Source organism: Flammeovirga sp. AWQ4_249, from assembly GCF_056161045.1.
The window spans coordinates 44191-67710 of sequence record NZ_JBSWYJ010000012.1; the positions used below are offsets into that span (position 1 = coordinate 44191).

Annotated in this window: 17 protein-coding genes; 6 read left to right on the forward strand and 11 right to left on the reverse strand. The window is 32.9% G+C overall.

What is annotated here, in order from left to right; genetic code table 11:
- Positions 1 to 73: 73 nt before the first annotated feature.
- A complete protein-coding gene (locus ACXAHM_RS11285) occupies positions 74 to 3205 on the reverse strand; it encodes a SusC/RagA family TonB-linked outer membrane protein (RefSeq protein ID WP_474960545.1) in 3132 nt (1043 codons plus the stop codon).
- 303 nt (positions 3206 to 3508) lie between these two features.
- Between ACXAHM_RS11285 and ACXAHM_RS11290 the strand changes: the two genes are divergently transcribed.
- Together ACXAHM_RS11290 and ACXAHM_RS11295 are read left to right on the forward strand one after the other, a co-directional pair.
- Positions 3509 to 4639 (forward strand): sensor histidine kinase, encoded by a 1131-nt coding sequence (locus ACXAHM_RS11290; RefSeq protein WP_474960546.1) that lies wholly within the window; start codon positions 3509 to 3511, stop codon positions 4637 to 4639.
- Complete coding sequence (locus tag ACXAHM_RS11295) at positions 4632 to 5405, forward strand: LytR/AlgR family response regulator transcription factor (RefSeq protein ID WP_474960547.1); 774 nt, start codon at positions 4632 to 4634, stop codon at positions 5403 to 5405. Before ACXAHM_RS11290 ends, ACXAHM_RS11295 begins: the two co-directional genes overlap by 8 nt.
- A 138-nt stretch (positions 5406 to 5543) precedes the next feature.
- Here the strand turns inward: ACXAHM_RS11295 and mrdA are convergent, their stop codons facing one another.
- Genes mrdA through ACXAHM_RS11315 form a run of 4 tightly spaced genes read right to left on the reverse strand, consistent with a single transcriptional unit; the run spans position 5544 to position 10410 of the window.
- Positions 5544 to 7496 carry a penicillin-binding protein 2 gene (gene mrdA / locus ACXAHM_RS11300; protein ID WP_474960548.1) on the reverse strand — a complete coding sequence of 651 codons (1953 nt, stop codon included), beginning with the start codon at positions 7494 to 7496 and terminating at the stop codon, positions 5544 to 5546.
- A 22-nt stretch (positions 7497 to 7518) separates the two neighbouring features.
- Positions 7519 to 8574 carry a vWA domain-containing protein gene (locus tag ACXAHM_RS11305; RefSeq protein WP_474960549.1) on the reverse strand — a complete coding sequence of 352 codons (1056 nt, stop codon included), beginning with the start codon at positions 8572 to 8574 and terminating at the stop codon, positions 7519 to 7521.
- 23 nt (positions 8575 to 8597) lie between these two features.
- Entirely contained in the window at positions 8598 to 9509 is a 912-nt protein-coding gene (locus tag ACXAHM_RS11310; protein WP_474960550.1) for a hypothetical protein, read from the reverse strand.
- A gap of 28 nt (positions 9510 to 9537) precedes the next feature.
- Positions 9538 to 10410 carry a DUF58 domain-containing protein gene (locus ACXAHM_RS11315; protein ID WP_474960551.1) on the reverse strand — a complete coding sequence of 291 codons (873 nt, stop codon included), beginning with the start codon at positions 10408 to 10410 and terminating at the stop codon, positions 9538 to 9540.
- A gap of 172 nt (positions 10411 to 10582) precedes the next feature.
- Here ACXAHM_RS11315 and ACXAHM_RS11320 point away from each other — a divergent pair, with 172 nt between their 5' ends.
- Together ACXAHM_RS11320 and ACXAHM_RS11325 are read left to right on the forward strand one after the other, a co-directional pair.
- Complete coding sequence (locus ACXAHM_RS11320; protein ID WP_474960552.1) at positions 10583 to 10966, forward strand: DUF4296 domain-containing protein; 384 nt, start codon at positions 10583 to 10585, stop codon at positions 10964 to 10966.
- Positions 10967 to 11084: 118 nt separating this feature from the next.
- The gene (locus tag ACXAHM_RS11325; RefSeq protein WP_474960553.1) at positions 11085 to 13280 is read left to right on the forward strand and encodes a B12-binding domain-containing radical SAM protein; all 2196 of its coding nucleotides are present in this window, start codon (positions 11085 to 11087) and stop codon (positions 13278 to 13280) included.
- Between the two features lie 44 nt (positions 13281 to 13324).
- Here ACXAHM_RS11325 and ACXAHM_RS11330 read toward each other — a convergent pair whose 3' ends face one another.
- From ACXAHM_RS11330 to ACXAHM_RS11355, 6 genes are all read right to left on the reverse strand, one after another.
- Complete coding sequence (locus ACXAHM_RS11330) at positions 13325 to 14140, reverse strand: GIN domain-containing protein (RefSeq protein WP_474960554.1); 816 nt, start codon at positions 14138 to 14140, stop codon at positions 13325 to 13327.
- Between the two features lie 91 nt (positions 14141 to 14231).
- The gene (locus tag ACXAHM_RS11335; protein WP_474960555.1) at positions 14232 to 14804 is read right to left on the reverse strand and encodes a hypothetical protein; all 573 of its coding nucleotides are present in this window, start codon (positions 14802 to 14804) and stop codon (positions 14232 to 14234) included.
- Between the two features lie 218 nt (positions 14805 to 15022).
- The gene (nhaD, locus tag ACXAHM_RS11340; protein WP_474960556.1) at positions 15023 to 16411 is read right to left on the reverse strand and encodes a sodium:proton antiporter NhaD; all 1389 of its coding nucleotides are present in this window, start codon (positions 16409 to 16411) and stop codon (positions 15023 to 15025) included.
- A gap of 265 nt (positions 16412 to 16676) precedes the next feature.
- Positions 16677 to 18806, reverse strand: a complete 2130-nt coding sequence (locus ACXAHM_RS11345; RefSeq protein WP_474960557.1) for a 7TM diverse intracellular signaling domain-containing protein — start codon at positions 18804 to 18806, stop codon at positions 16677 to 16679.
- Between the two features lie 15 nt (positions 18807 to 18821).
- Positions 18822 to 21056 carry an NAD(P)-binding protein gene (locus tag ACXAHM_RS11350; protein WP_474960558.1) on the reverse strand — a complete coding sequence of 745 codons (2235 nt, stop codon included), beginning with the start codon at positions 21054 to 21056 and terminating at the stop codon, positions 18822 to 18824.
- Positions 21053 to 21871 (reverse strand): hypothetical protein, encoded by an 819-nt coding sequence (locus ACXAHM_RS11355; RefSeq protein ID WP_474960559.1) that lies wholly within the window; start codon positions 21869 to 21871, stop codon positions 21053 to 21055. The genes ACXAHM_RS11350 and ACXAHM_RS11355 overlap by 4 nt, the downstream gene beginning before the upstream one ends.
- Positions 21872 to 22089: 218 nt before the next feature.
- Between ACXAHM_RS11355 and ACXAHM_RS11360 the strand changes: the two genes are divergently transcribed.
- Together ACXAHM_RS11360 and ACXAHM_RS11365 are read left to right on the forward strand one after the other, a co-directional pair.
- The gene (locus tag ACXAHM_RS11360; RefSeq protein WP_474960560.1) at positions 22090 to 22680 is read left to right on the forward strand and encodes a riboflavin synthase; all 591 of its coding nucleotides are present in this window, start codon (positions 22090 to 22092) and stop codon (positions 22678 to 22680) included.
- 1 nt (position 22681) lies between these two features.
- Positions 22682 to 23383 (forward strand): LytR/AlgR family response regulator transcription factor, encoded by a 702-nt coding sequence (locus tag ACXAHM_RS11365; protein WP_474960561.1) that lies wholly within the window; start codon positions 22682 to 22684, stop codon positions 23381 to 23383.
- The last annotated feature ends 137 nt before the right edge of the window (positions 23384 to 23520 follow it).

A 23520-nucleotide genomic window follows, 5' to 3' on the forward strand; every position in this document is an offset into this window, starting at 1 on the left:
TATTTCTGGTGAATAAAATGTTGAATAGAGGTAAGGCAGTTTGAGACTACCTTACCAGATTCTACATTATTTATTAGAACTGTAGGTTTAAGTTGAAACCATAGCTAGCAGTTGAAGGAAGAGCAGCATACTCAATACCTAACATACCTCTAGATACAATTGACTCAGGGTCGATACCGTCCATACCGTTGTAGAAGAACATTAAGTTTCTACCTACGAATGATAAAGAAGCTTGTTTCACGAATACCTTTTGTGTCCATTTTTGAGGAAGATTATAACCAATACTCAATTCTCTTAACTTCACATATGATGCATCTTTTACAAAGTCATCAGCTACGTTTGAAGCACCGATTTGACGGTAGTACTCTTGAGTATCCATCATTTGTTCGTTACCATTAGCATCCATTACTTTCACACCACCTGCGTTTCTTTGATCAGCAGTAGTTTGGTGGTTACCATTTTGGTGTAAAGCATAGTTAGTGTAAGAGAACATATCACCACCTACTTTAGCGTCAATCACTACATTTAACATGATGTTTTTGTAAGTGAAAGTGTTCACTAAACCAAGCATATAATCAGGAGTAATGTTACCTAATGAAAGCATTCCATTACCGTTTTCGTCAGCTTGTAAGCTAAGGTTACCATCCTCGTTTAATTGAGGTAAACCGTTAGAAGCTCTTTCAAGTCTAGCACCTTTGATTTCACCAAATGGCTTTCCAACTTCAGCAAAGATATTTGCTTCACCTCTAGCAGACTTGTTTAATAAGATTTGTGTTAAACCTTCTTCTTCATATAATTCCTCTAATGAGTTAGTGTTTCTAGTAAAGTTAACACCTGCTGTCCAGTTAAGACCATTTGCTTTCTTAAGAACATCAGCAGTTAATAATACTTCGAGACCTTTGTTTCTCATTGAACCTTGGTTTATCACTACTGAGTGAGCACCTGTAGTGTAAGGAAGAGTTACAGGAATTACTTGGTCTCTAGTAACTGCATTGTAGTATGTTACGTCTAAACCAATTCTGTTGTTTAAGAATTTCAAATCAGCACCTAATTCAACTGAAGTAGTTCTTTCAGGACCAATGTTTGGATCTACTAAACCGATGAATAAATCATCACCTCTATTATTTACATTACCAATTGAACCAGCAGGTTGACCATTGATAACATCTTGAGTAATTACTGAGTAATTTAATGTTTGAGCATAAGGGTTAGTATCAGAACCAACTTGAGCATAAGAAGCTCTTACTTTACCAAATGTAAAGATTGACTCATCGATATCTAATAATTCAGAGAATGCAAAAGCTGCAGTAACTGAAGGGTAGATATAACCACTAGTGTGAGTTGGTAAAGATGAAGACCAGTCATTTCTTACAGTAGCATCTACGAATAATACGTTTTTGTAAGCAAGTCTTAGTTGAGCATATAATGATTGTACTTCTTTTTCAGTTAAGTTTTCTGTAGTAGCAGTACCATCAGCAGCATTATTGAAGCTATACCAATCTCTTTCTAATAGAGCATTCGCTTGTGTTTGGTTATGCACAACTTCTTGTCTTAATAAGTTACCACCTGCTAAAACATCAACTGATAATTCGTTATCAAAATCTTTCTTCCAGTTTACTAAGAAGTCAGTATTTTGCTCTTGTACATTGAATAAATCTTTTGTTAAACGACCAGCTTGGTGATAAACATTTTGTCCTTTTGGAGCAGTTCTATAACGCTCGTGTGACCAGATATCAGCTGAGTGACGGATTTGAACGTTTAAGTTCTCCGTGATGTCATATTTTACAGAACCCATTGCAATTACTCTATTTTTCTCATCCCAGTTTGGTGAGTGATTGATAGAGAAGTAAGGGTTGAATACAAAGTTACTTGAAGTGAAGTTGTAATGCTCACCGTCTCTTAAGTAGTTGTTTTTAAGATCAGAAGTACGAACAGATCTTGGCATTTGAATAAATGAGAACATAGGGTTTTCCATTGTCTCTGCCATGTATGCTCTGTTGTTACCTTGAACATTTACGTAGTTAATCTTTGTATCGAAAGTTAATTTTCCGCTTCTCAAACGACCTCTTAGACCTAAGTTGTTTCTGTCAAATGAGCTAGAAGGAATAAGACCTTTGTTTTGTAAGTTTGCATAAGAAACTCTGAAGTCAGCATTTTCAGAACCACCTGAAACTGCAATAGAGTTTGTCATAGTAGTACCAGTTTGGAAGAAATCTTCTACGTTGTCAGGTTGAGCTGAGTAAGTTGATTGATTTCCTGTCCAATCTACATAAGATTGTCCTTCCATTCTTGCACCCCAGCTACTTTGAGCATATGAAGGGTCTCTAATTAGGTTTTCATCTGGAATAGCACCATCTCTACCAACACCATAATCATTTTGGTATGAAGGCATGATAAGTGGCTTTTCCATTGTAAAGTTACCATTGTATTCTACATGAATACCTGGCTCTTTTTTACCTGCTTTTGTGTTAATTACGATAACACCACCACCTGCACGTGAACCGTATAAAGCTGCTGCTGCAGGTCCTTTTAATACTGACAATGACTCAATGTCATCGGCATTCAAATCACCAATACCATCACCGTAGTCTACACCACCGTCCCAGTAAGAACCTTGAGCAGAGTAGAATGAAGAGTTGTCGATTGGCACACCATCCACGATATAAAGTGGTTGGTTTGATCCAGTTAAAGAGCTGTTACCACGAATTACTACACGAGAAGATCCACCTGCTCCAGCAGCTGTTTTAGTAATTTGTACACCTGCAACTTTACCAGATAAGTTGTTGATTACGTTAGGTTCTTTAGCGATTGCTAAATCATCTCCTTTTACTTCTTGTACTGAGTAACCTAATGATTTAGATTCTCTTTCCATACCAAAAGCTGTTACTACAACTTCATCAAGTTGTTCAGCATCTACGTCTAAAGAGATGTTTAATGTTGATTGGTTACCTACAACTACTTCTTGAGAAACATAACCAATGTAAGAGAAAACTAGAGTAGCTCCCTTATCAACTGATAATGAAAATTCACCATTAAAGTTTGTTGTAGACCCTGTAGTAGTACCTTTTACAAGTACGTTTACTCCAGGTAAAGGCTCTCCTGAGCCATTTTCTTTTACTACACCTTTCACAAGATTCTCTTGTGCATAGAGGAAATTAGTCATTAGTAGCAAGCTAATGACGAATGTTAGTAGTCTGATTTTCATATTGAACTGAAGGTTAGATGAACAGACGATGTGGACAGAGAGATTAATAGTTATGCCCACAAACAAAGGAAACCCTCCTTTGCATATTCTTGATATCGTAAATGTATAACAGACACTTAAGGTTTTTTAAAAAAATAGATTAACAGTAGTTAACTAATGTTATACAACATTATTTTTAGGATAAACAGCATTCATCTATGGATAAACGTCATAAAATCCTATATTTATAGCTTTAAATCTAATTTAATTGTCTCATTGACATTTAACATCTAATTAGGAGATATTAATAAACGTAAGTTAACTATGGCTATATCTACTAATACAAAAAATGTCAACGAACATATCAACTTTTTTGAACATATCCCTGAAGTGATGACACTAAAATCACAGAAACCTATATTATATCATACTATCTTTTGGGTAATTTACTTTGTTTTAAATGGATTAAGATGGGGAAGCTATTATGATGACTATACTTATTCATTCCAATCTAATGTAATAGGCTTTGCGATACACATTCCACTTACCTATTATCATGCGTATTATTTACTACCAAAGTTTATTCCTTCAAGAAAATATGTTCAATACCTCATACATTTATCTATTGCATTGATAGTTATGATGTATGCGAAAGTATTTTTGACGCAACAATTCCTATTACCTGTTTGGCCTGAGGCGGGAACTCAAGCTGAAATTTTTAGTGTTAACCATGTAGTAGCCATTATTACTGGAGAGCTCTACGTATTGGGTATAACCACCTCTATTACTCTGACACACAATTGGATAGCAAATCAAAAACGCACCAGAGAATTAGAAAGGCAAAATATGATGACGGAATTGAATCTTTTAAAATCACAGATTCAACCTCATTTCTTATTTAATACACTAAATAATATATATTCTTTGACATTGGATAAAAGTGATGATGCTCCAGACGCTGTGATTAAATTATCCGAGTTGATGAGTTACATGTTATATCAGAAAGAATCTAGAGTATTGCTTTCAGATGAATTATATTATATGCAAAATTACCTGGATCTTGAGAAGCTACGATTCGGTAACCGTTTAAATTTAACATTTGAAGTAGAAGGAGATGATGACGGAGTTCGTGTACCCCAATTATTGTTACTCCCTTTTATTGAAAATACCTTTAAACACGGGACAAAGAATAAACTAAATGAAATAGATATTTCACTTCATTTGAAGATTACAGATGATTTTATCAATTTTGAAGTAGAAAATCCGAATATTGACCAAACTCCTCTTCCTTTTACTATAAAAAGTAATCAAACAACTAAACCGAAGACGGGTGGTTTCGGTCTTGTCAATGCAAAAAGAAGATTAGGATTATTGTATGGTAATCGTTATTCTTTAGACATAAATGATGGCGAACAGATTTTTAAAGTAACACTTAAAATTCCAAGAGATGAGTAAAATAAAATGCCTAATTATAGACGATGAACCTTTAGCGATTAAGGTGATTGAGAATTATTTGATGCGTCTCAATGAATTTGAAATTGTAGCAAAATGTGAAAGTGCAATTGAAGCATTTAATATTTTGCAAAATGAAAAAATTGATCTTCTATTTTTAGATATAAATATGCCAATGCTTACAGGAATTGATTTTGTAAAATCATTGGAACAAAAACCAGAAGTAATTCTTACAACAGCACATAGAGAGTATGCTTTAGAAGGATTTGAAATCTCTGCTTTAGATTACTTATTGAAGCCGATTTCATTCCAACGTTTTTTGAAAGCTGCTAATAAAGCTTCTCAGTTTATTCATACAAAAGAAGCTGCAAAAACTCCAGCAAAAACTACTTCAGCTACTGTTTCGGCAGGTTCAACTGTCACAAGTCAAGAAGAAGAACGCTTCATTTTCTTAAAAGTGGAAAAGAAGATGCTTAAAGTTTTCTTAGATGATATTATCTATATGGAAAGCTTAAAAGATTATTTAAGGATTTATACAAAAGAAACTGAAATGGTCGTGCATTATACATTGACCAAGATTCTTGAAAATCTTCCAGAGGATGAATTTATCAGAATTCATAGATCGTATGCTATTTCCCTTAAAAAAGTAAATGCAATTGAAGGGAATCAAGTTGAGCTTAAAAATGGAAAAATGCTTCCAATTGGACGACTATACCAACAGACAGTAAAGGATACGATTTATAGCAAAGGAATTATGCCTAATTCATAGAAAACAAGTTTTTTCACTTAAGAATAAAACAGAAAGAGTGAAGAACTAGATGAATTATCTAGTTCTTCACTCTTTTTATTTATATGGAATTAAAACTAACTACGTTCTTAGTTCTTCATTCTTAACTCTTAATTAAAATTAAGCAGCAGAAGAAGTCGTCACCCTAACTGAGTCTCTCTGATTTTGTCTTCTCTTCTGTAATTCTAATTGACGTTGTCTTGCTTTTTCTCTTTTTTCCTTAAGGATTCTCTCTCTTTCTTTTCTGTCCTTTTCACGTTGAATAAGATCGACACTATTGACATATTTTTCTGTATAAGGTCTTTTTACTTCTCCATTTACATATTTCTCCATCATTAAACTTGCAATAGGAGCAGCCCATGTACCACCAAAACCGGCATTCTCTACATAAACAGCAATGGCAATTTTAGGATTATATAATGGAGCAAAGCCCATAAATATAGAGTGATCTTCTCCATGAGGGTTTTGGGCAGTACCAGTTTTACCACAAATTACAATATCAGGGCTATATGCCCTTCTTGCAGTACCAATTCTAGGTACATCAGCCATAGCTCTTGCAATATGATCCACATATTCGGGTTTAACATCGACTTTATGTTTCTCTTTGTATTGCTTAAGTGGACCATCACCTCCTACATCTTTAATAATATGAGGGGTATAATAATAGCCTCTATTGGCGATAATAGCTCCTAAATTAGCTAATTGAATGGGCATTGCTAATACTTCACCTTGTCCAATACTAATCGACTGAATAGTACTAATTTTCCAACCACCACCTTTGTAAGCACGGTCATAGCGTTTTGAACTTGGTACTAAGCCGCCTTTTTCATAAGGCATATCAACGCCTAATCTTCGACCCAAACCATATTCCATTACTTTTTCTCTCCAATCATCTAATGTTTTACGTAAAAGATCTGAAGTTTCATATCTTTTACCTTCATCATTAAGTATTCTTCTGATTTCTTGATAATACCAAGGGTTACAAGAATTAATGATTGAACCTGCAACATTTAATGGTGTTTTATGATCGTGACAACCTACTAAGTGTTTATTACAACTAAAATAAGTAGTTAAAGTATCCACAGCTCTATCTTGAAGACCAATCATCGCCATGACTGTCTTAAAAGTTGATCCCGGAGGATAACGTGACTGCATGGCTCGGTTAAATAATGGTTTGTCTTCACTTCTAGATAAACCACTGTATATTTTTGATACTCTTTTACCTTCTCCTGTTAATTCATTTGGATCATAAGATGGAGCAGAAATCATTGCCAAAATTTCCCCTGTACTTGGATCAATTGCTACTATAGCACCTTTCTTTCTTCCCATTAACATTTCTCCATAGGCTTGTAAATCCAAATCAATAGAAGATGTTAAAGTAGCTCCAACTCTTGGAATAGTATCAAATTTACCGTCTTCAAATTTACCTTTGGTGACACCTTTTACATTTTTCATGATGTAACTCACACCACGTTGTCCTCTCAATTGCTCCTCGTAAAATCTTTCAATACCACTTTTACCAATAAGGTCACCACTTTGATAATAATTAGCTGTATCAGTTTTATCCAAAAAAGTTTGAGATACTTCCTTTACATAACCTAAAGCATTAGCCAAACTTTTATGAGGATACGATCGAATTGTTCTTGCTTGAACACTTAAACCTTTATAAGGAATAATTCTGTCTTGAATTTTAGCATATTCCGTTTCAGTTAGCTGCTTTTTGAAAATAGAAGGTTTGTACCAAGAATAACTTTTAGCTTTTTTAATATTATCTCTAAATTCTTCAAGAGTATAATCAAGCATTGAAGCTAATTCAACAGAATCTTCTTCTCCTAACTTGAAATATTTAGGCACAATCATAATATCAAACACTGCTGCATTTGAAGCTAATAACTTTCCATTACGGTCATAAATCATTCCTCGTAAAGGATATTCCACGACACGTTCTACTATATTTGCTTCCGCCCTTGTTTTGTAGCTTTTACTAAATACTTGAATATTTAATAAAACTATCGCATAGGTGATAAACAAAATAGAAAAGCCAATGATGAGATGCCAACGTCTTAATTCCATATTTTCTTCTTCCCTTCTTTACTTAATCTTCTAAGGCATTTGTTAAGAATGTACTCTTCAATAGTAACCACATTAAGAAGAATGCAATTCCCCAAATCAAGTAAATCTGATAGAAGTCTTTTGTATCCTTATATCTTGTTTCTTTGATTTCTGCTTTCTCATATTGATCGATTTGATCAAAAATTGCAGTTAATGCTCTATTGTTTGTAGCTCTAAAATACTTTCCTTTACCAATTTTTGCAATTTCTCTTAGTGCTGTTTCATCTAAATGTTGTTCAATATACCTCGGACGACCAAACATATCTGTTCCGTATGGTACTCTTCCTTCTTTACCAACACCAATTGCATATACTTTTACACCAAAACCATATGCTAATTCTGCTGCCGCTTTTGGTGCTAAACTACCTGCTGTATTTTCACCATCAGAGAGTAAAATTGCCACTTTCGTTTTAGATTCAGATTCTCTCATTCTATTGATTGCAACACCCAAAGCTTCACCTATTGCAGTTCCCGGTTCTTTGATCATATCAAAATCAATATCCTTGATTAAATTTTTCAATAAGCTATAATCTGTCGTCAATGGGGCATAAGAAATTGCTTCTCCAGAGAAAATAACCAGACCGATTCTATCTTGAATACGACCATCGATAAAACGGGTAGCTACTTTCTTCGCTGCTTCCATTCTATTCGGAACAAAATCCTCAATTTTCATAGAGTGAGAAATATCAAGAATCAACATGATATCAATACCTTCTGTCCATTGATCAATTTGTTCATTGGTCTTTTGAGGTCGAGCTAAAGCAATTAACATTAAGGTCAATGCAATAGATAAAACAACAGGAGGAATAAATCTTAAAAAAGTACTCCAATCTGCCTTTAAATGTCCATCAGGTAATGCTACATCTAATTTTTGTCTAATATTGTACTTCAATAACCATCGTATTAAAAAGAGAGATGGAATAATTAAGAATACAACAGGTATACCTAAAATCTTAAAAAAGATAATAGGATTTCCCCAATCAAAACTTTCTAAAACAGATGGCAAAAACCAATCGAATGATAATATATTATCGTACATACTATTTTGTACTTAATCTTTTCTTATTTCTTAAAAACAAATGCTCCTTCAGGCTTTTCCATGGCATAATCTTGCCCTTGTTTTGCCCACTCTTTTAGCTCTTCTAAAACATTTTGTGCTTCCTCTATTCCTTGTCCTGCATAAATTACTCTATCCAATACTTTCAATTGAGTTTCTAACTCCTTAGAGTGAAGTGCTTGTCCAGCTTCTTTTGAAGTCATCGCTTGAATTGGAAGTGCAATTACTGAAGTCATAAAAGATTTCCACAATACAACAGATTCTTCTACATTAATCACAGACATTTCTCCTTTGATATGCTTGGTATAATTCAATAAGAATTGATCGTATTGTTTCTGTAATTTTTTCTTTCTGAAGTGTTCTTTGATTTTTCCACCAAAACCAATTAATACCACTAAAGCAATTACTACAACTACTGCTAGGAAGATTAATAAATAAGGATAATTAAATTCCTGCTTAACCGGCATGTACTCTACATTGGCATATAATTGTGTAGAATCAGGCATTACTGGAATGAGGTCTTTAAAAAACAACCCATCCAAATAAGCTAAAGTAGAATCTTTTTCTCCATTATTAATGATATAAACAGGCAAACCAAGTTCATAAACTGAATCTATATCGTAGGTTGCTAAAATATATTCTACACAGTCAACACTGATATTATTTACAGTCCTTGTAGGAAAGTAATTTTTGTCCTGTAATTCAAAAGGAGCAAAATTATATGTTGAATCTGGGAATAAAATTTCTTCGTCAGGTGCATGTTCAAAAGTCAAAGTATATCGTACTTCCTGACCAAGCATAATACTATCCGTATTAAATCGGCCATAAGGTCGAGAACTTTCTTCCTCCTGTCCAAACAAATAGTTTGCTGTTAGTACAAATGTGATAAAAAGTATTTTATTAAAAATGTTATTCATTAGAATATGCTTTATCAGATAACCCTAATTATTTTTTTGCTGAATTTCGAACTTTAAATAGTTTAATCAAACGAGGAACATAATCTTCCTGAGCGTTGATAAACAAATAATTTCCGCCATTTCTCCTGATTAGATCACTTAAGCCCACTCTATTTTGAGCATAAAATTTATCTAATCGATTTCTAAATTGTTTTGAAGATGTATTTACCCAAATTGTTTTACCTGCTTCTTTATCAAAAAGCGGAGCAATACCAATTCTTGGGAAAGTAGTTTCTCTGTCATCTCCAACATGGATTACGATGACATCATGCTTTCTACACATTGCTTTCAGATGCCTTTCGTAACCTTCATCTACGAAGTCAGATACAATAATCACAATACTTTTTCTTTTAAGCATTGCTAATGTTTGTCCTAAAGCTCTTCCAATATTTGTTTTTGGAGATCGAGGTCTTAATCGAAACAACTCACCAAATAATTGATAAGCATGTTTCTGTCCTTTATTAGGTTTGACATATCTTTCTTTATCGTCAGAGAAACATAATAGTCCTATCGAACTTGCTTCTTTGATAGCGGATAATGATAATACCCCAGTAATCTCTTTTGAAACATCTATTTTTTTCCTTCCCTGCTTTCCTATATCCTGAGAGGCACTTACATCTACTACAAAGAAAACACTTTGTTCTTTCTCTTCCTTAAATGTTTTGACAAAAGTTCCGTGACCTTTTGCACTCACATTCCAATCTATGTGTCTAATGTCGTCTCCATATTGATATTGACGTACATCATCGAACTCTAAACCGGACCCTTTGAATACAGAATGGAAATCGCCTTGCATCTGCGAGTCGATCGCTTTTCTGATACGAATTTCGTAGCGTCTTAACTTTTTCAGCAGTTCTTTCATTACAATTCGGTGTTTCTTCTTTATAAATTCACTCTTCCGAGTTACCAAATTTAGTTCAACCATATTGTTGTGAGCAACTTGTACGCTCATTTAACACTATTTAACCACAAATTTAGCTGTGGTAACATAATATGATTCATGCTTTCTAAACTCTTTAGGTATTTTTGCCTTTATGAAAAGAATATTTAATCTACTCGTATTAGGATTATTACTTGTAAGTTGTGGTCCTGAAAAGCCACAAGCTCCAGCGGATTTAATTCCAAAGGATAAGATGGTGACAATTTTGATAGATCTTTATAAAGCGGAAGCGACGATCTCTACACAACACCTTCCTAAGGATGAGGCTATGAATGCATATGCACTTTTAGAAGCTGGTGTTTATTCAAAAAATAATATTGATTCTACAGCTTTCAATAAGAGTTATGCTTTTTATCTTCAAAAAGATGTCGTGACAGCAGAGGCTATTCAAAAAGAAGTTGTAGATAAATTAAAAGCTGAAAAAGAAGAACAAAATAAGGCGAATACAAGCGACGCTAAAGAATTACCTAAAAAGTAATTCTATATAATATAAACTAAATTCATTTCTTCTTCAGGAATAAATGAATCCCAATTAGGCACCATTGTGTGCCTTTTTCTGTTTAAAGCTTTGAAGGATTCTAAATAATACCTCAATTATGAGCATCAAAACATTATTAATTACACCTCCTCTTACTCAATTAAATACGCCTTACCCTGCCACAGCTTATTTAAAAGGCTTTTTAAGGGAAAAAAACATTCCTGCTTATCAAGTAGATTTAGGACTGGAATTAGTATTAAAAATATTTAGTGAAGAAGGTCTAACTGCTTTATTTGATGAAGCAGAAGAAGTCATTGGAGAATGTTCTGATAATGTTCAGCGTATATTTATGCTTCAAGATGATTACTTGGAAACGATAACTCCAGTAATCCGCTTTTTACAGAACAAAGACAATACACTCGCTCACAGTATTTGTCAAGATAATTTCCTTCCAAGAGCCAAAAGATTTCAACAATTAGAAAATGTAGATTGGACTTTTGGTACAATGGGTATCAATGATAAAGCAAGATATCTTTCTACTTTATACTTAGAAGATTTAGGGGATTTTATTATTGAAGCCATCTCTGAAGATTTTGGTTTTAGTCGATATGCAGAGCGAATTGCAATGTCTGCGACCAATTTCACTCCTTTAGAAGAAGCTCTGCATCAACCTTCTCATATTCTTGATAAATGGCTTTTAGAAATTCTTGAAGAAAAGGTAGCGTTAATTTCTCCTGATTTAGTCGCTATGACTGTTCCTTTTCCAGGAAACTTATATGGTGCACTAAAATGTGGGAAATACATCAAGGAAAATCACCCAAAAGTTGCTGTCGCAATGGGAGGAGGCTATCCTAATACTGAATTAAGAACGTTACAAGATCCCCGTGTATTCCAATACTTGGATTATATCACTTTGGATGATGGTGAAGGCCCTTTGATGAATCTCATGAAATATTTAGAGGGAAACATTAAAGCTAGTCAATTACAAAGGACCTTTATGATCAACCCTGAAGGAGAATTACAATACATTGATCAAAAAGTTCAGAATGTTATACCACATAGTGAAGTTGGAACACCTGATTACAGTGATTTACTTTTAGATCAATACCTTTCTGTTATTGATGTAGCAAACCCAATGCACAGATTATGGAATGATGGTCGATGGAATAAATTGACTGTTGCTCATGGTTGTTATTGGAAGAAATGTACATTCTGTGATATTTCTTTAGATTATATCGGTCGCTACGATCCAGCTCCAGCGAGTATGATTGTAGATCGTATTGAAAGAATTGTTGCAGAAACAGGACAGACAGGTTTTCACTTTGTAGATGAAGCAGCTCCTCCTTTAGCATTGAGAGATATTGCTATTGAATTGATTCGAAGAGGAACTAAAATCACATGGTGGGGAAATATTCGATTTGAAAAAACATTTACTCCTGATTTATGTAAACTGCTTGAATTATCTGGCTGTGTTGCTGTATCTGGAGGGATAGAGGTAGCTTCTGATCGATTACTGAAATTGATGAAAAAAGGAGTCTCAGTAAAACAAGCAGCACAAGTGACTAGAGCTTTTAGCGAAGCTGGAATCATGGTACATGCTTATCTTATGTATGGATTCCCAACTCAAACAGAACAAGAAACTATAGATTCTTTAGAAGTCGTTCGTCAGATGTTTAGCAATCACTGTTTACATTCAGGATTCTGGCATCAATTTGCTATGACAGCACATGCTCCTGTGGGTTTGAACCCCGATGAATATAAAGTTGAAAAAGATGATTTTGAGTTTGAAGGATTTGCATGGAATGACCTTCCACACAAGGATCCAACTGGTACAAAACACTCTCGTTTTAGTGAAGGTTTAAAAGCTTCAATTTTCAACTATATGCATGGTATAGAGTTGGATTTACCCGTTCAAAGATGGTTTAATTTCTCTGTTTCACCGACAACATTAGGTCCTAATTTAATAGAAGAATATCTTCATGAAAAGGGGAAAGATGATCATGAATTAGGAAAACATTCTTTGCTGTGGTTAGGAAAAACACCTATGCTTGATATTGACGAGGAAGAAGATTTTGCTCAATTAATTTTCATCAATAAAAAAGAAGATTTAGAAATAGAATGTCATCCAATCCTTGGAGAATGGATTGCAGAAAATATTGAGTCTTTTAGTATATATAATGAAGAAGGTTTTATGAAGATAGAAACTATCGCTGAAGCTTTCGAAGAAGAAACGGGTTTCTCATTTACAGATTTTACCAAAAGCGAAGTTTGGAGAACTTTAAGAAAAAATGGATTATTAATTATCCGATTTTAAAGAAAAAACGCCTTACCATTGTTACTCATGGTAAGGCGTTTTATTTAATTTATATTTTCTATTTCTACAGAAGAACCGTCAATATCTTTTTCAATTTTTTCTGGGTCACCTTTGTAGTGAATCTTAGCACTACTATTTTTCACTTTGATTTCTAAATCTTTATTACAAGTTATTGTTACTTCAGATGAACTATCTTCGATTTTAATTTCAGCCTTTTTAGAAATTAAATCTCCTGCAGAGATTACTGATGAACCTTTTTTTGTTTCCATTTCAAACTCTTCAGTAATTCCTGATAAGTTTGTAGTTGATGATGCATCTGTATGTAATTTTACATCTTTTGTATCAATTTCTGTAAAATCTGCATGCGTACTATTACCTTTTAAATCCAAATGAATTTCGTCATAAAGAGAGTGTAAATTTTGTCCATAAATTTCTCCATCATCATAAACATCAGCATGGAATTTACCATCTTTTGAGTGAATATCATTCAAGTAAACTTTCGCATCTCTATGAATATCTACTTTCTCTAAATTTGGAGTAATAATATGAATATAAACATCATAATCATCATATTCATGACTTAATTTAATATCCCAAGTATCCTTATCTACTTTTCTTGATAATGCATCTTGTACATCATCAGGAGCATCAATATAAACTACTTGTTCAGAACCATATTCAACATAAACTTCACCGTTGATATCAACATCAATCTTCTTAAAATCCTTGATATTTACTTCATCATTGGCATTTGGTTCATAATCGTTATTAGGGTTATAATTTTCATCCTCTGAATCAGAACAAGAAAATGTTAATCCCATAAGTAATACTAAAAGGGAGAAATTAATTAGGTTTTTCATATTTGTAAGTTTAAAAATAAAGTGCAAAAGTAGACTAATTTAATTTAGACGACAAATATGAATAATATATATTGACAACTCTATTTTTCTATTATTCAGTCAAGTAGGGATTTAATATATAACCTGCTTCACCCGTTATCAATTCGTAATTTACTTTTCTCATTCCTCCTGAAGGATTTGCATTACTATCATTCTCCTTATATAATGGAAATGTTCTTTCTATACCGTCTGAGTTAAAAACTATCTCATCATGCCCCATATATCCTTTAGATAAATCATCATTATCAGTGATCGATTGAATATAAATTTTACCATAGCTTTCATCTTCAAATGAAGCTATGCCTAGTAACTTCAAATATCCTCCTGATCCTGCAGATCTCACTGCTATATAACACTCTTCAAATCCATCATCATTAAGATCAATGACATAGAATTGTTCAATAGGATCTACTCCTTGGAAGTTTAGTATCTCATTTGAGTTGGGAAAATTCGTTCCTTGGATAGTAATGTTACTCACACTGTTGGATAACTTTTCTTCAGTTAATGTGAATAACATTCCACTCTTGGTTTCAATGTTATGGTTCACAATTTCTGTAATAGTTCCCTGTTTTGAGTTATCAACATTGCTTTGTTTGTCATTCTTATTTTCAAGATCACAACTCATTGAAATCATGAAAATAATAGGTATTATCAACAGCCTGTACATATATTTTGGAATTGTGGATAAATCGTTTTTCGGTTATTCTATACAATAATAAGAAATTATATGAATTACTACTTATCAACATCTAGTTTATAAACAAAAAAAGAAAGTTACCAACAGTAACTGTTGATAACTTTCTTTATTTTTATTGTCAAATGAATAAATTCTAATCAAGTTGTTCACATTACCAACATCTCTAAATAGAAAAGTGAAATACCACCTAAATAGCCAATAGCTGCAATCCAAGCAATATTCTTTAGATACCAAACAAAACTAATTCTTTCCATACCCATTGCTGCGACACCTGCTGCAGAACCGATGATAAGAATACTACCACCCGTACCAGAACAATATGCTAGCATTTCCCAGAATTTACCATCTACCACAAAATTAGCCATCTCACCTTGTGCTCCAGTTTCGGCAATAGGATACATTCCCATAAATGCGGCAACAATTGGAACGTTATCAACAACTGCTGATAAAATACCGATTAATGTATTTTGTAAATAAATATCAGTGAAATGTTCTTGCATAAAACCAGCCATTACATTTAAATGCCCAGCTGAACTTAATGCACCAACTGCTAATAAAATACCCATTAAAAAGAGTACAGTCGGCATATCAATTTTTGTCAAAATACGCCCTACATTCAATCGTCTTTTATCTTCCATTGTTTTAGAATGCAATTTGAAATCCGTTAGGAACCACATTGCACCTAAACCTAATAACATACCGATAAATGGAGGTAAATGCGTATAAGATTTTATTACTGGTACCGCTAAAAGAGCGACGATACCCATCACTAATACAATAATTCTATCCTTTAATGGAATAAATGCTTTGTGCTCATCCTCTTCCAATTGAGGAGGATCAATTTCTCCTTTTAATCTAAATGAGAGAACAATTAATGGTAAAATCATAGCAACTAATGAAGGCATAAAGATTTCTTCTATAATCTTCAAGGCTGTAATCTGACCACCAATCCATAACATAATTGTTGTTACATCACCAATAGGAGACCATGCTCCTCCAGCATTTGCAGCAATCACTACCATACTTGCAAAATACCATCTTGTTTCATCGTCCTTTATCAGTTTATTTAAAACTGCAACGATTACGATTGTTGTTGTTAGATTGTCTAAAGCCGCAGATAAAAAGAAGGTCAAAAATGACATAATCACTAATAACTTGGCTTTATGAGTTACCGTGATTCTATTGGTAATAATTCGGAAACCTTGGTATTCATCAATTACTTCCACAATTGTCATTGCCCCCATAAGGAAAAAGACGATGGATGCTATTTCTGAAAGATGCTCAGTTAATTCATGATGCACCAAAAAATGGATCATTGATTCTTGTGAACCATCATGATTGTGAGCAATTAACCATTCTTTCCAGGTTTCACTATAACCTAGTGCAAGTATATCTTGGGCTCCAATCGCATAAAGTGCCCAAAGTCCAGCTCCAATTATTAAGGCTGTCGCTGCTTTGTTGATATGAGTATTATGCTCAAGTACGATGAGAAGATAACCGAAGATAAAAACTTCGATCATAAGATAGTACATCATTTGTAATGTCGTTTTAGGTAATGATAGCAACCGTGAAATTAGAGTAAGATTTCAGATTGCTGAAGTTTCACACACAAAAAAATTAATAAATGTAAAAATACAATTAAATAATGCAGATCAATATATTTTTAGTCCAAATTTAAAATTTAGTATTACTCAATTAAGTATAAATAAAGGTATGTATCCTTATTAATCGTTAGACATAAAAAAAACTACAATTAGAAAAATCCAATTGTAGTTTTATGAAATCGTAATCGACAAAAAATTAAACTTCAAAGCCTATTACTAATATATCATCGATCTGATTTACTTTTTTAGAGGAGACATTCATCCAATCATCCAAATTTTCTTTTAGGATTGCTTCCTGTGTTTCCATTGAATTGCCGAATGAAGAATATTTGATTAAATCTCTAAACTTTTTCACCATAAATTTTTTATTTTCTTCACCTCCAATTTGATCTTGATAACCATCTGAAAATAAATAGAACTTCGTATCTACTGTTGATAAAGTATGAGATGTGAAACGAGTATCTGTAATCAAATAATTACCTCCAATTGAAAATTTATCTCCTCTAATTTTATATACTTCTTCATCTCGAACATAAACCAAAGGATTCTTTGCTCCTGCATAAGTCAATTCTTTTTTCTCTGGATCAATACAAACCAATGACAAATCCATACCATCCATATTGGCATTCATTTTTTGATTCAATACATTGGTTATTTTTTCATCAGCTCTTTTTAATATCTCCTTGGGATCCGTAATATTTTCCATGCTGACTATCTCAGTCAATACTTCATTGGCCAACATACTTAAAAATCCACCTGGAACACCATGACCTGTACAATCGCAAGCGGCAAGAAAGAGTAATTCTCCCTTTTGATGAGACCAATAGAAATCACCACTTACAATATCTCTCGGTTGATAGAAAATAAAAATATCTTTCAGCTTATTCCTTAAATTATCTATAGTTGGTAACATCGCATCTTGAATACGCCTAGCATAATTAATACTTGCTTTTGTATTTTCATGTGCTTTCTCAATAATATCAGATTGTAGCTTTACTGTTTCAAGAGTAGTCGATAATTCCTCCGTTAGAGAAGTAAGTTCCGCATTTGTTTCTGATAATTCAATGGTACGTTTGGCAACTCTTCTTTCCAACATAACATTTTGCTCTCTGACTAATTTTTCATTTTTTTGAAGAGCATCCAAGGCTGAAATTTGAGCAACTTCCTTTTCCTCTTTGAGTGTATTTAATTTATCCGCCAAAGCGAAAGAAAGAAACATTACTTCAATCCCAGAACCAATCTGCATTGGATTTAAGAACATACTCACCTCAAGAACATTGACACTTTCTAAAATAGCCGTAATAAAACCTGCATTTAAAGCACCCCATGCTATTAAGTAATACTTTGCAGGTTTATATCCTTTTCGATAAGATATAATTCCTGATGCAAGAAGTAAAAAGCCTAATGTCAATAAACCCACTTGAGAAAGCATTAATGCTTCCACTTTAAAGTCAAAGAGAATTAGTCCGATAATTGCAATTCCCCAATAAATATAGACATTGAGTCCCTTTTGAATAATACGAGGAAGGATATTTACCTTTAAAAAATACTTAGTAAAGTATACTGCAAAAATTTGAGTCAAGGCTGAACTAATCACTACATATTCATTAAGAATAGGTGTATTAGGCCATATATATTCAAAGATATAACCAAAAACTGCCGACATAAAGACAGTAATACTTATCACATAGCTGACATAAATCAAATAGATTTTCTCACGTGTTGAAAACCATACAAAGAAATTATAAAAGAACATCAGTAGCATAAAGCCAAAATAGATTCCCTGTATAAAATCAAAGTCATGTTCAAAAGCGATAAAGTCCGTCAGCGTTCCAGATCTCAATGGAAAAAATAGAGGTTGTAATGCTGAAACTTTTAGATAAACTATTGAATTATGTGGATCAGACATTCGAAAAACAAAATTTCCAATATCTATTTCTCTTGTATCAAAAGGATAAGCATCTCCTGTTTTAATCGTTTTGAGTAATAACCCATTTTTACTTACCTCATAGTAATGTAATGTATCTAAAAAGGCACTTCCAAGTTCTAAGTACTTATGATTGTGATCTAAGTTTTTTGTATTGATCTTAATCCAAATCGCTGATTTCGTCGATTGAAAATTAGGAATCTTTTGATGGTATTTTTTGAACATATGATCCATATTCCCCGAAATAATATCCATTTCAGAGAATAAATGCTCCTCATCTTCTAGATAGTATACTTTGTCACCAATACTTTCAAATGCAAACTGTTTTGCAAAAGTAGACGGAGAGTAAAGTAAATGAGCAAAGCACAAAAAAAGTAAAACTTGAATTGTTTGATTCATGTGTTTATTAAAAAATTAATCTTCAATCATTCCCAATTGAGGGAGTTTTCTTTCTGAAGATTTATTTAGACTATTGCTTAAGATTTTATTAGCTGCTTGAATACCTGAAATTACAGTCCCTTCCATGTAGCCTACATTTAACCCAAAATTAATCCAATCACCTGCAAAGTATAGATTCGAATACTCTGTTTCATCTGTTTTTAATCTAAACTTGTTCGTACCTGGTTGAGCTAAAATATAATGCATCGATGGATCTATATTAGTAACGAAGCATTGGTTATTATATTTTTCAAGTGGTGAAGTTTCTGGATTTTTATCACATAACAATGAGTAATCAAACTTATTATCTTTTCTAGCCAAAGGCCAAAACCAACCCATATAATCATCCATCCAATTCTCTGCAACTTTCTTCAAAAGAGAGATTTGTTCTTTAGGGTATTGAGTGTTATCTCTTGGTGGTTCAGGATAATTTGTAGGCCAAGTTCCACACCAATAACTAATCTGTTTAGCTTCACTTTCTTTTTTCCATTCTTCAAAAGGAGCAATATATGTCATTGAAGTCCAAGAGTATAAAGGATCCTCATAAATTACTGTATTTGCATATGATCCATCTTTCATCCCCCATTCTCCTAAATCCATTCCTAATTCTTCAATATCTTTGTTCATCCAAAATTGAACATTTAAGGTAGCAGTAGCTTTCACTTTTTCTACCATATCTTTCCATTTTGGTTTATGCTCTAAGATCTCTGAAGCAATATATTTTAAAGGTTTTAAAGAAGTAGCAAGGACAACTACATCAAAATCAGCACCTTTTGTCATGGTAATATTTTCTACATTTTTCCAACCTGACCAATGAGATTCTAAATCGATGTTGTTTTCTTTGATTTTTTGAGCTTGCTCCTCATTAATTTGATTTAAATCAGGATGTAATGTCCATTGGAATAAACCTTTCTGTTTTACCAAAGGACTATAATGCGTCAATCCTTCTTTTAGATCTACTTGTTTTCCTACAATAACAGCTTCTATTTCATCTGTTGATGAATATTTTACTTTGTCTAAATGATGGAAAAAATGGAATTTTACTCCTCTATGCTGTAATGCAACATACATTGGCGCTGTAAAAGAACCTCCAGTTCCTCCTCTCAAATTCCAAACAAAACTCCCTTTATAACTTGGTATCATTAACATCATTCGAAGAGAAATATCAGCAGCTACTGTTCCTTTTTCATTATTATATTTATTGGCAAAAGTTCCTTTGTATAAAAACCTTACTATTGCTGAATTTACAACTTGAGAAGTGGCTCCATGTATAGTTAACCAATCTGAAAAATCGTAGATATTTATATTTTCCCAGTCATAGTTACCTGTTTTCACATTATAAACATCAGTAAAAACACCTTTTAAACTTACTAGACCTAGCTGAACAATTTCAGACATTCTTCTCAAATGATTTCCTCCAAAAATCCTTTTGATAATCCATGAGTTTAAAGCTATAAGAATTGCATCAATCACTTTAATCAAATCCTCAATAAACTCTTCTCTATCTTCTTGTTTCTCTAAATTTTCAATCTTCTGCTCAAGCTTTTTGAATTTTCGAGTATAGCTTAATCTTCCTTCCTTTTTACTATTTTCTAAGACTTTTGTAGATGAAATAATCCATTTCTGGAACCATGAATATTTTTTTAATTTCTCATCAGCAATAGGTTGATCAAAAAATATTTTCGCTAATAAATCATTAAAAAATCCTACTTTTCCTGATGTGTTTTCTTGATATGGTGACCCAATAAGAACTTCCAATCCTAGAGCAATAAATTCTTTGATTAATGTAGAAGTATTAATAGGATTACTCTCTCCCGGCTCTCTATCATTGTCAGGAAAAACAAAGGGCCAATCAATCCAATTTCCTTTTTTATCCTGTTCAACCATAGAAGTCACAGGATTGGGAATAAAGGCATCTCTCCAAGTTTGAAATGCACCGTCAGGATTTAAATTGTGATCAGCAATGTATTGATAAGCTTCTTTTACCATTCGAAAAGCATTATCATACCAGCCTTGAAACATGTGAATTCCTCTTTCTTCCACTCTTCCTTCTTCACCTAAACCTGTTGTTGCTTTTCCTCCACATCTCCATCCTGATTGATAAAGATGAATTTCATATTGGTCTTGCCAATTTTCAATACTAGATAGTTCCCAAGCAGTCGTTAATCCAGAGATTCCTCCCCCGAAAATAGCAATTTTCTTTTTTTTCATGATGATTTAATTTGTGGGTAAACCACTGTGTTGTTGTCTAAAAAATTTTCTAGTTCCTCAATTTCTAATAGCTCTGAGATATAAGCGTATATATATTTAATTCTCCTCTTGATAATTAATTTATCCAAGACATAGGAGAGCAATGTTCCAAAGTCAAAACCTATATCCAACACATTTAATATATCCTTAAATTTGAGTGGATAATTATCTGGATACAAGTCTTTTATCTTTACCAAAATATCAACAGCAGGTAATTTTGGATTGGCTAAAATTTTACCCCAAAAACCAAATAGTTGACTTTGTCCCTCAACCATCACTTCAGCATAAAGTAATCTGTCTAATACTTCATTAATAAAATACTGTTCAATGAGAGATTCCTCAAAAGCCAACGCTCTACAATTCATGTAACCATGAATAATACTTGTATTATGAGCTTTATACCAAGTACTTGAAGAAGGGTTTTGCAAATAATTGACCCACCTCTGAACGGGTTGAGGTAGAGGAATATCCTTTAATTTTTCTTCAAAAACATATGCTCCTAAAACGGAATAATAGATAAATTCTAAGTTGACATTATACCACCATTTATCAGCATATTGTTCTGCTAAAACACCTCTTTCGACTTCCCATTTCAAAAAATTAATTTCAGAGTTACCAAATCCATATTCAGTATCCACTCTAAAACCATATTTCAAATAATATTTTTCTCGAGATGCTAATCGTGCTTCCGGTGATTTTTTTATGCTTTCAATATATTCCTTTGCTTTTTGTTCAAGCGCTTCATAGGTAGTTTGATTCTTAACAGTAGCTTTCATTGAGAGTCAGTGTTCATAGTTGGAATTAGTGACAAAATAAGAAAAAAAAATAATATTACAGTTTTTAAAGACGAAGAGTTAAACACTCAAAAACAATTAATTATTAATAGAATTAAAAATGAATACTTGTATCTGTAATAGGGGATAGATCTTCGAAGAAAAAGTTCGTAAATTTGTTTAACTTGTAATGAAATAATAATTAAACCAGAGTCATAGAAATGTTTACAGGAATTATTGAAGCGTTAGGTACAATCATAGATATTGAGAAAGACCAAGAAAACACAATTTTTACTGTTGAATCATCTATATCTCATGAATTAAAAATAGATCAAAGTCTTGCACATAATGGTGTATGTTTAACGGTCACTTCAATTGTTGACAATAAACATCAAGTTGTTGCAATTCATGAGACTTTGCAAAAAACAAATTTAGGAGACTGGAAAGTAGGTGATGTTGTAAATTTGGAGAGAAGTATGCCGTCTCATGGTCGTTTTGATGGTCATATTGTCCAAGGACATGTGGATCAAATCGGTGAATGTATCAGTGTAATTGACGAAAAAGGAAGTTGGAGATTTACTTTCCAATATGATCCTTCTACAAAAAACTTTACTGTTGAAAAAGGTTCTGTTTGCGTAAATGGAGCAAGTTTAACGGTAGTTGATGATGCAAAAGGACAGTTTAGTGTTTGTATTATTCCTTATACATATGAGCATACAAACTTCCATAAAATTGAAAAAGGTACAAAAATCAACTTAGAATTTGATATATTAGGAAAATACATTCAAAAGTTAAAAACATTAGAGCTATAAAATGACCGAACTTAAATGTGTCATAGTGGATGATGAGGAAGTATCTCGTATGGTCGTGAGAGACTTTATCAAAAGAACGAACGGGCTTCAACTTGTTGGTGAATTTGATAATGCTGTTTCTGCCTATGATATGCTAAAAGATACTGCCGTAGATCTTTTATTCTTGGATATTGAAATGCCTCAAATGACAGGAATCGAGTTAGTCCAATCATTGGAAAAGCTGCCTGAGGTAATTCTTATTACAGGAAGGAGGGATTTTGGTGCAGAAGCATATGAGTACAACCTTACCGACTACTTGATTAAACCAATCACCTATCCTCGATTCTTGAAAGCTATCGAAAAAGGAAAAGCTTCCATGGAGGAGAGTGATCAACAATTGGTAGAGAGTAGTAGTGATGATTCATTATATGTAAAGGCAGATAACAAAATCGTAAAATTATCACTCAATGATATTTATTTTGTTGAAGCTTTATCGGATTATATGCTTATTAATACGAAAGACAAAAAGTATGTAGTGCATTCTACTATGAAAGCTTTAGAAAAGAAGTTTCCTGATAATTTTATTCGGGTACACCGATCATATATCGTTAACCTCACCAAAGTAGAAACAATAGAAGATCTTCAAATAGAAATGCCTCAAAAAAGTATTCCTATTGGTAATTCCTATAAGAATAACTTTTTATCAAAATTAAACTTCTTATAAGATTCCTTTTTCAATAGAAAAGCCATCTAAAAATGAAAATTAAGTCATTTTAGGTGGCTTTTTTCTTTATACAATGATTTACACTCAACAGGTAATAACTTTAATAGCAAACAGATTGAGATATAAAAAACGACATC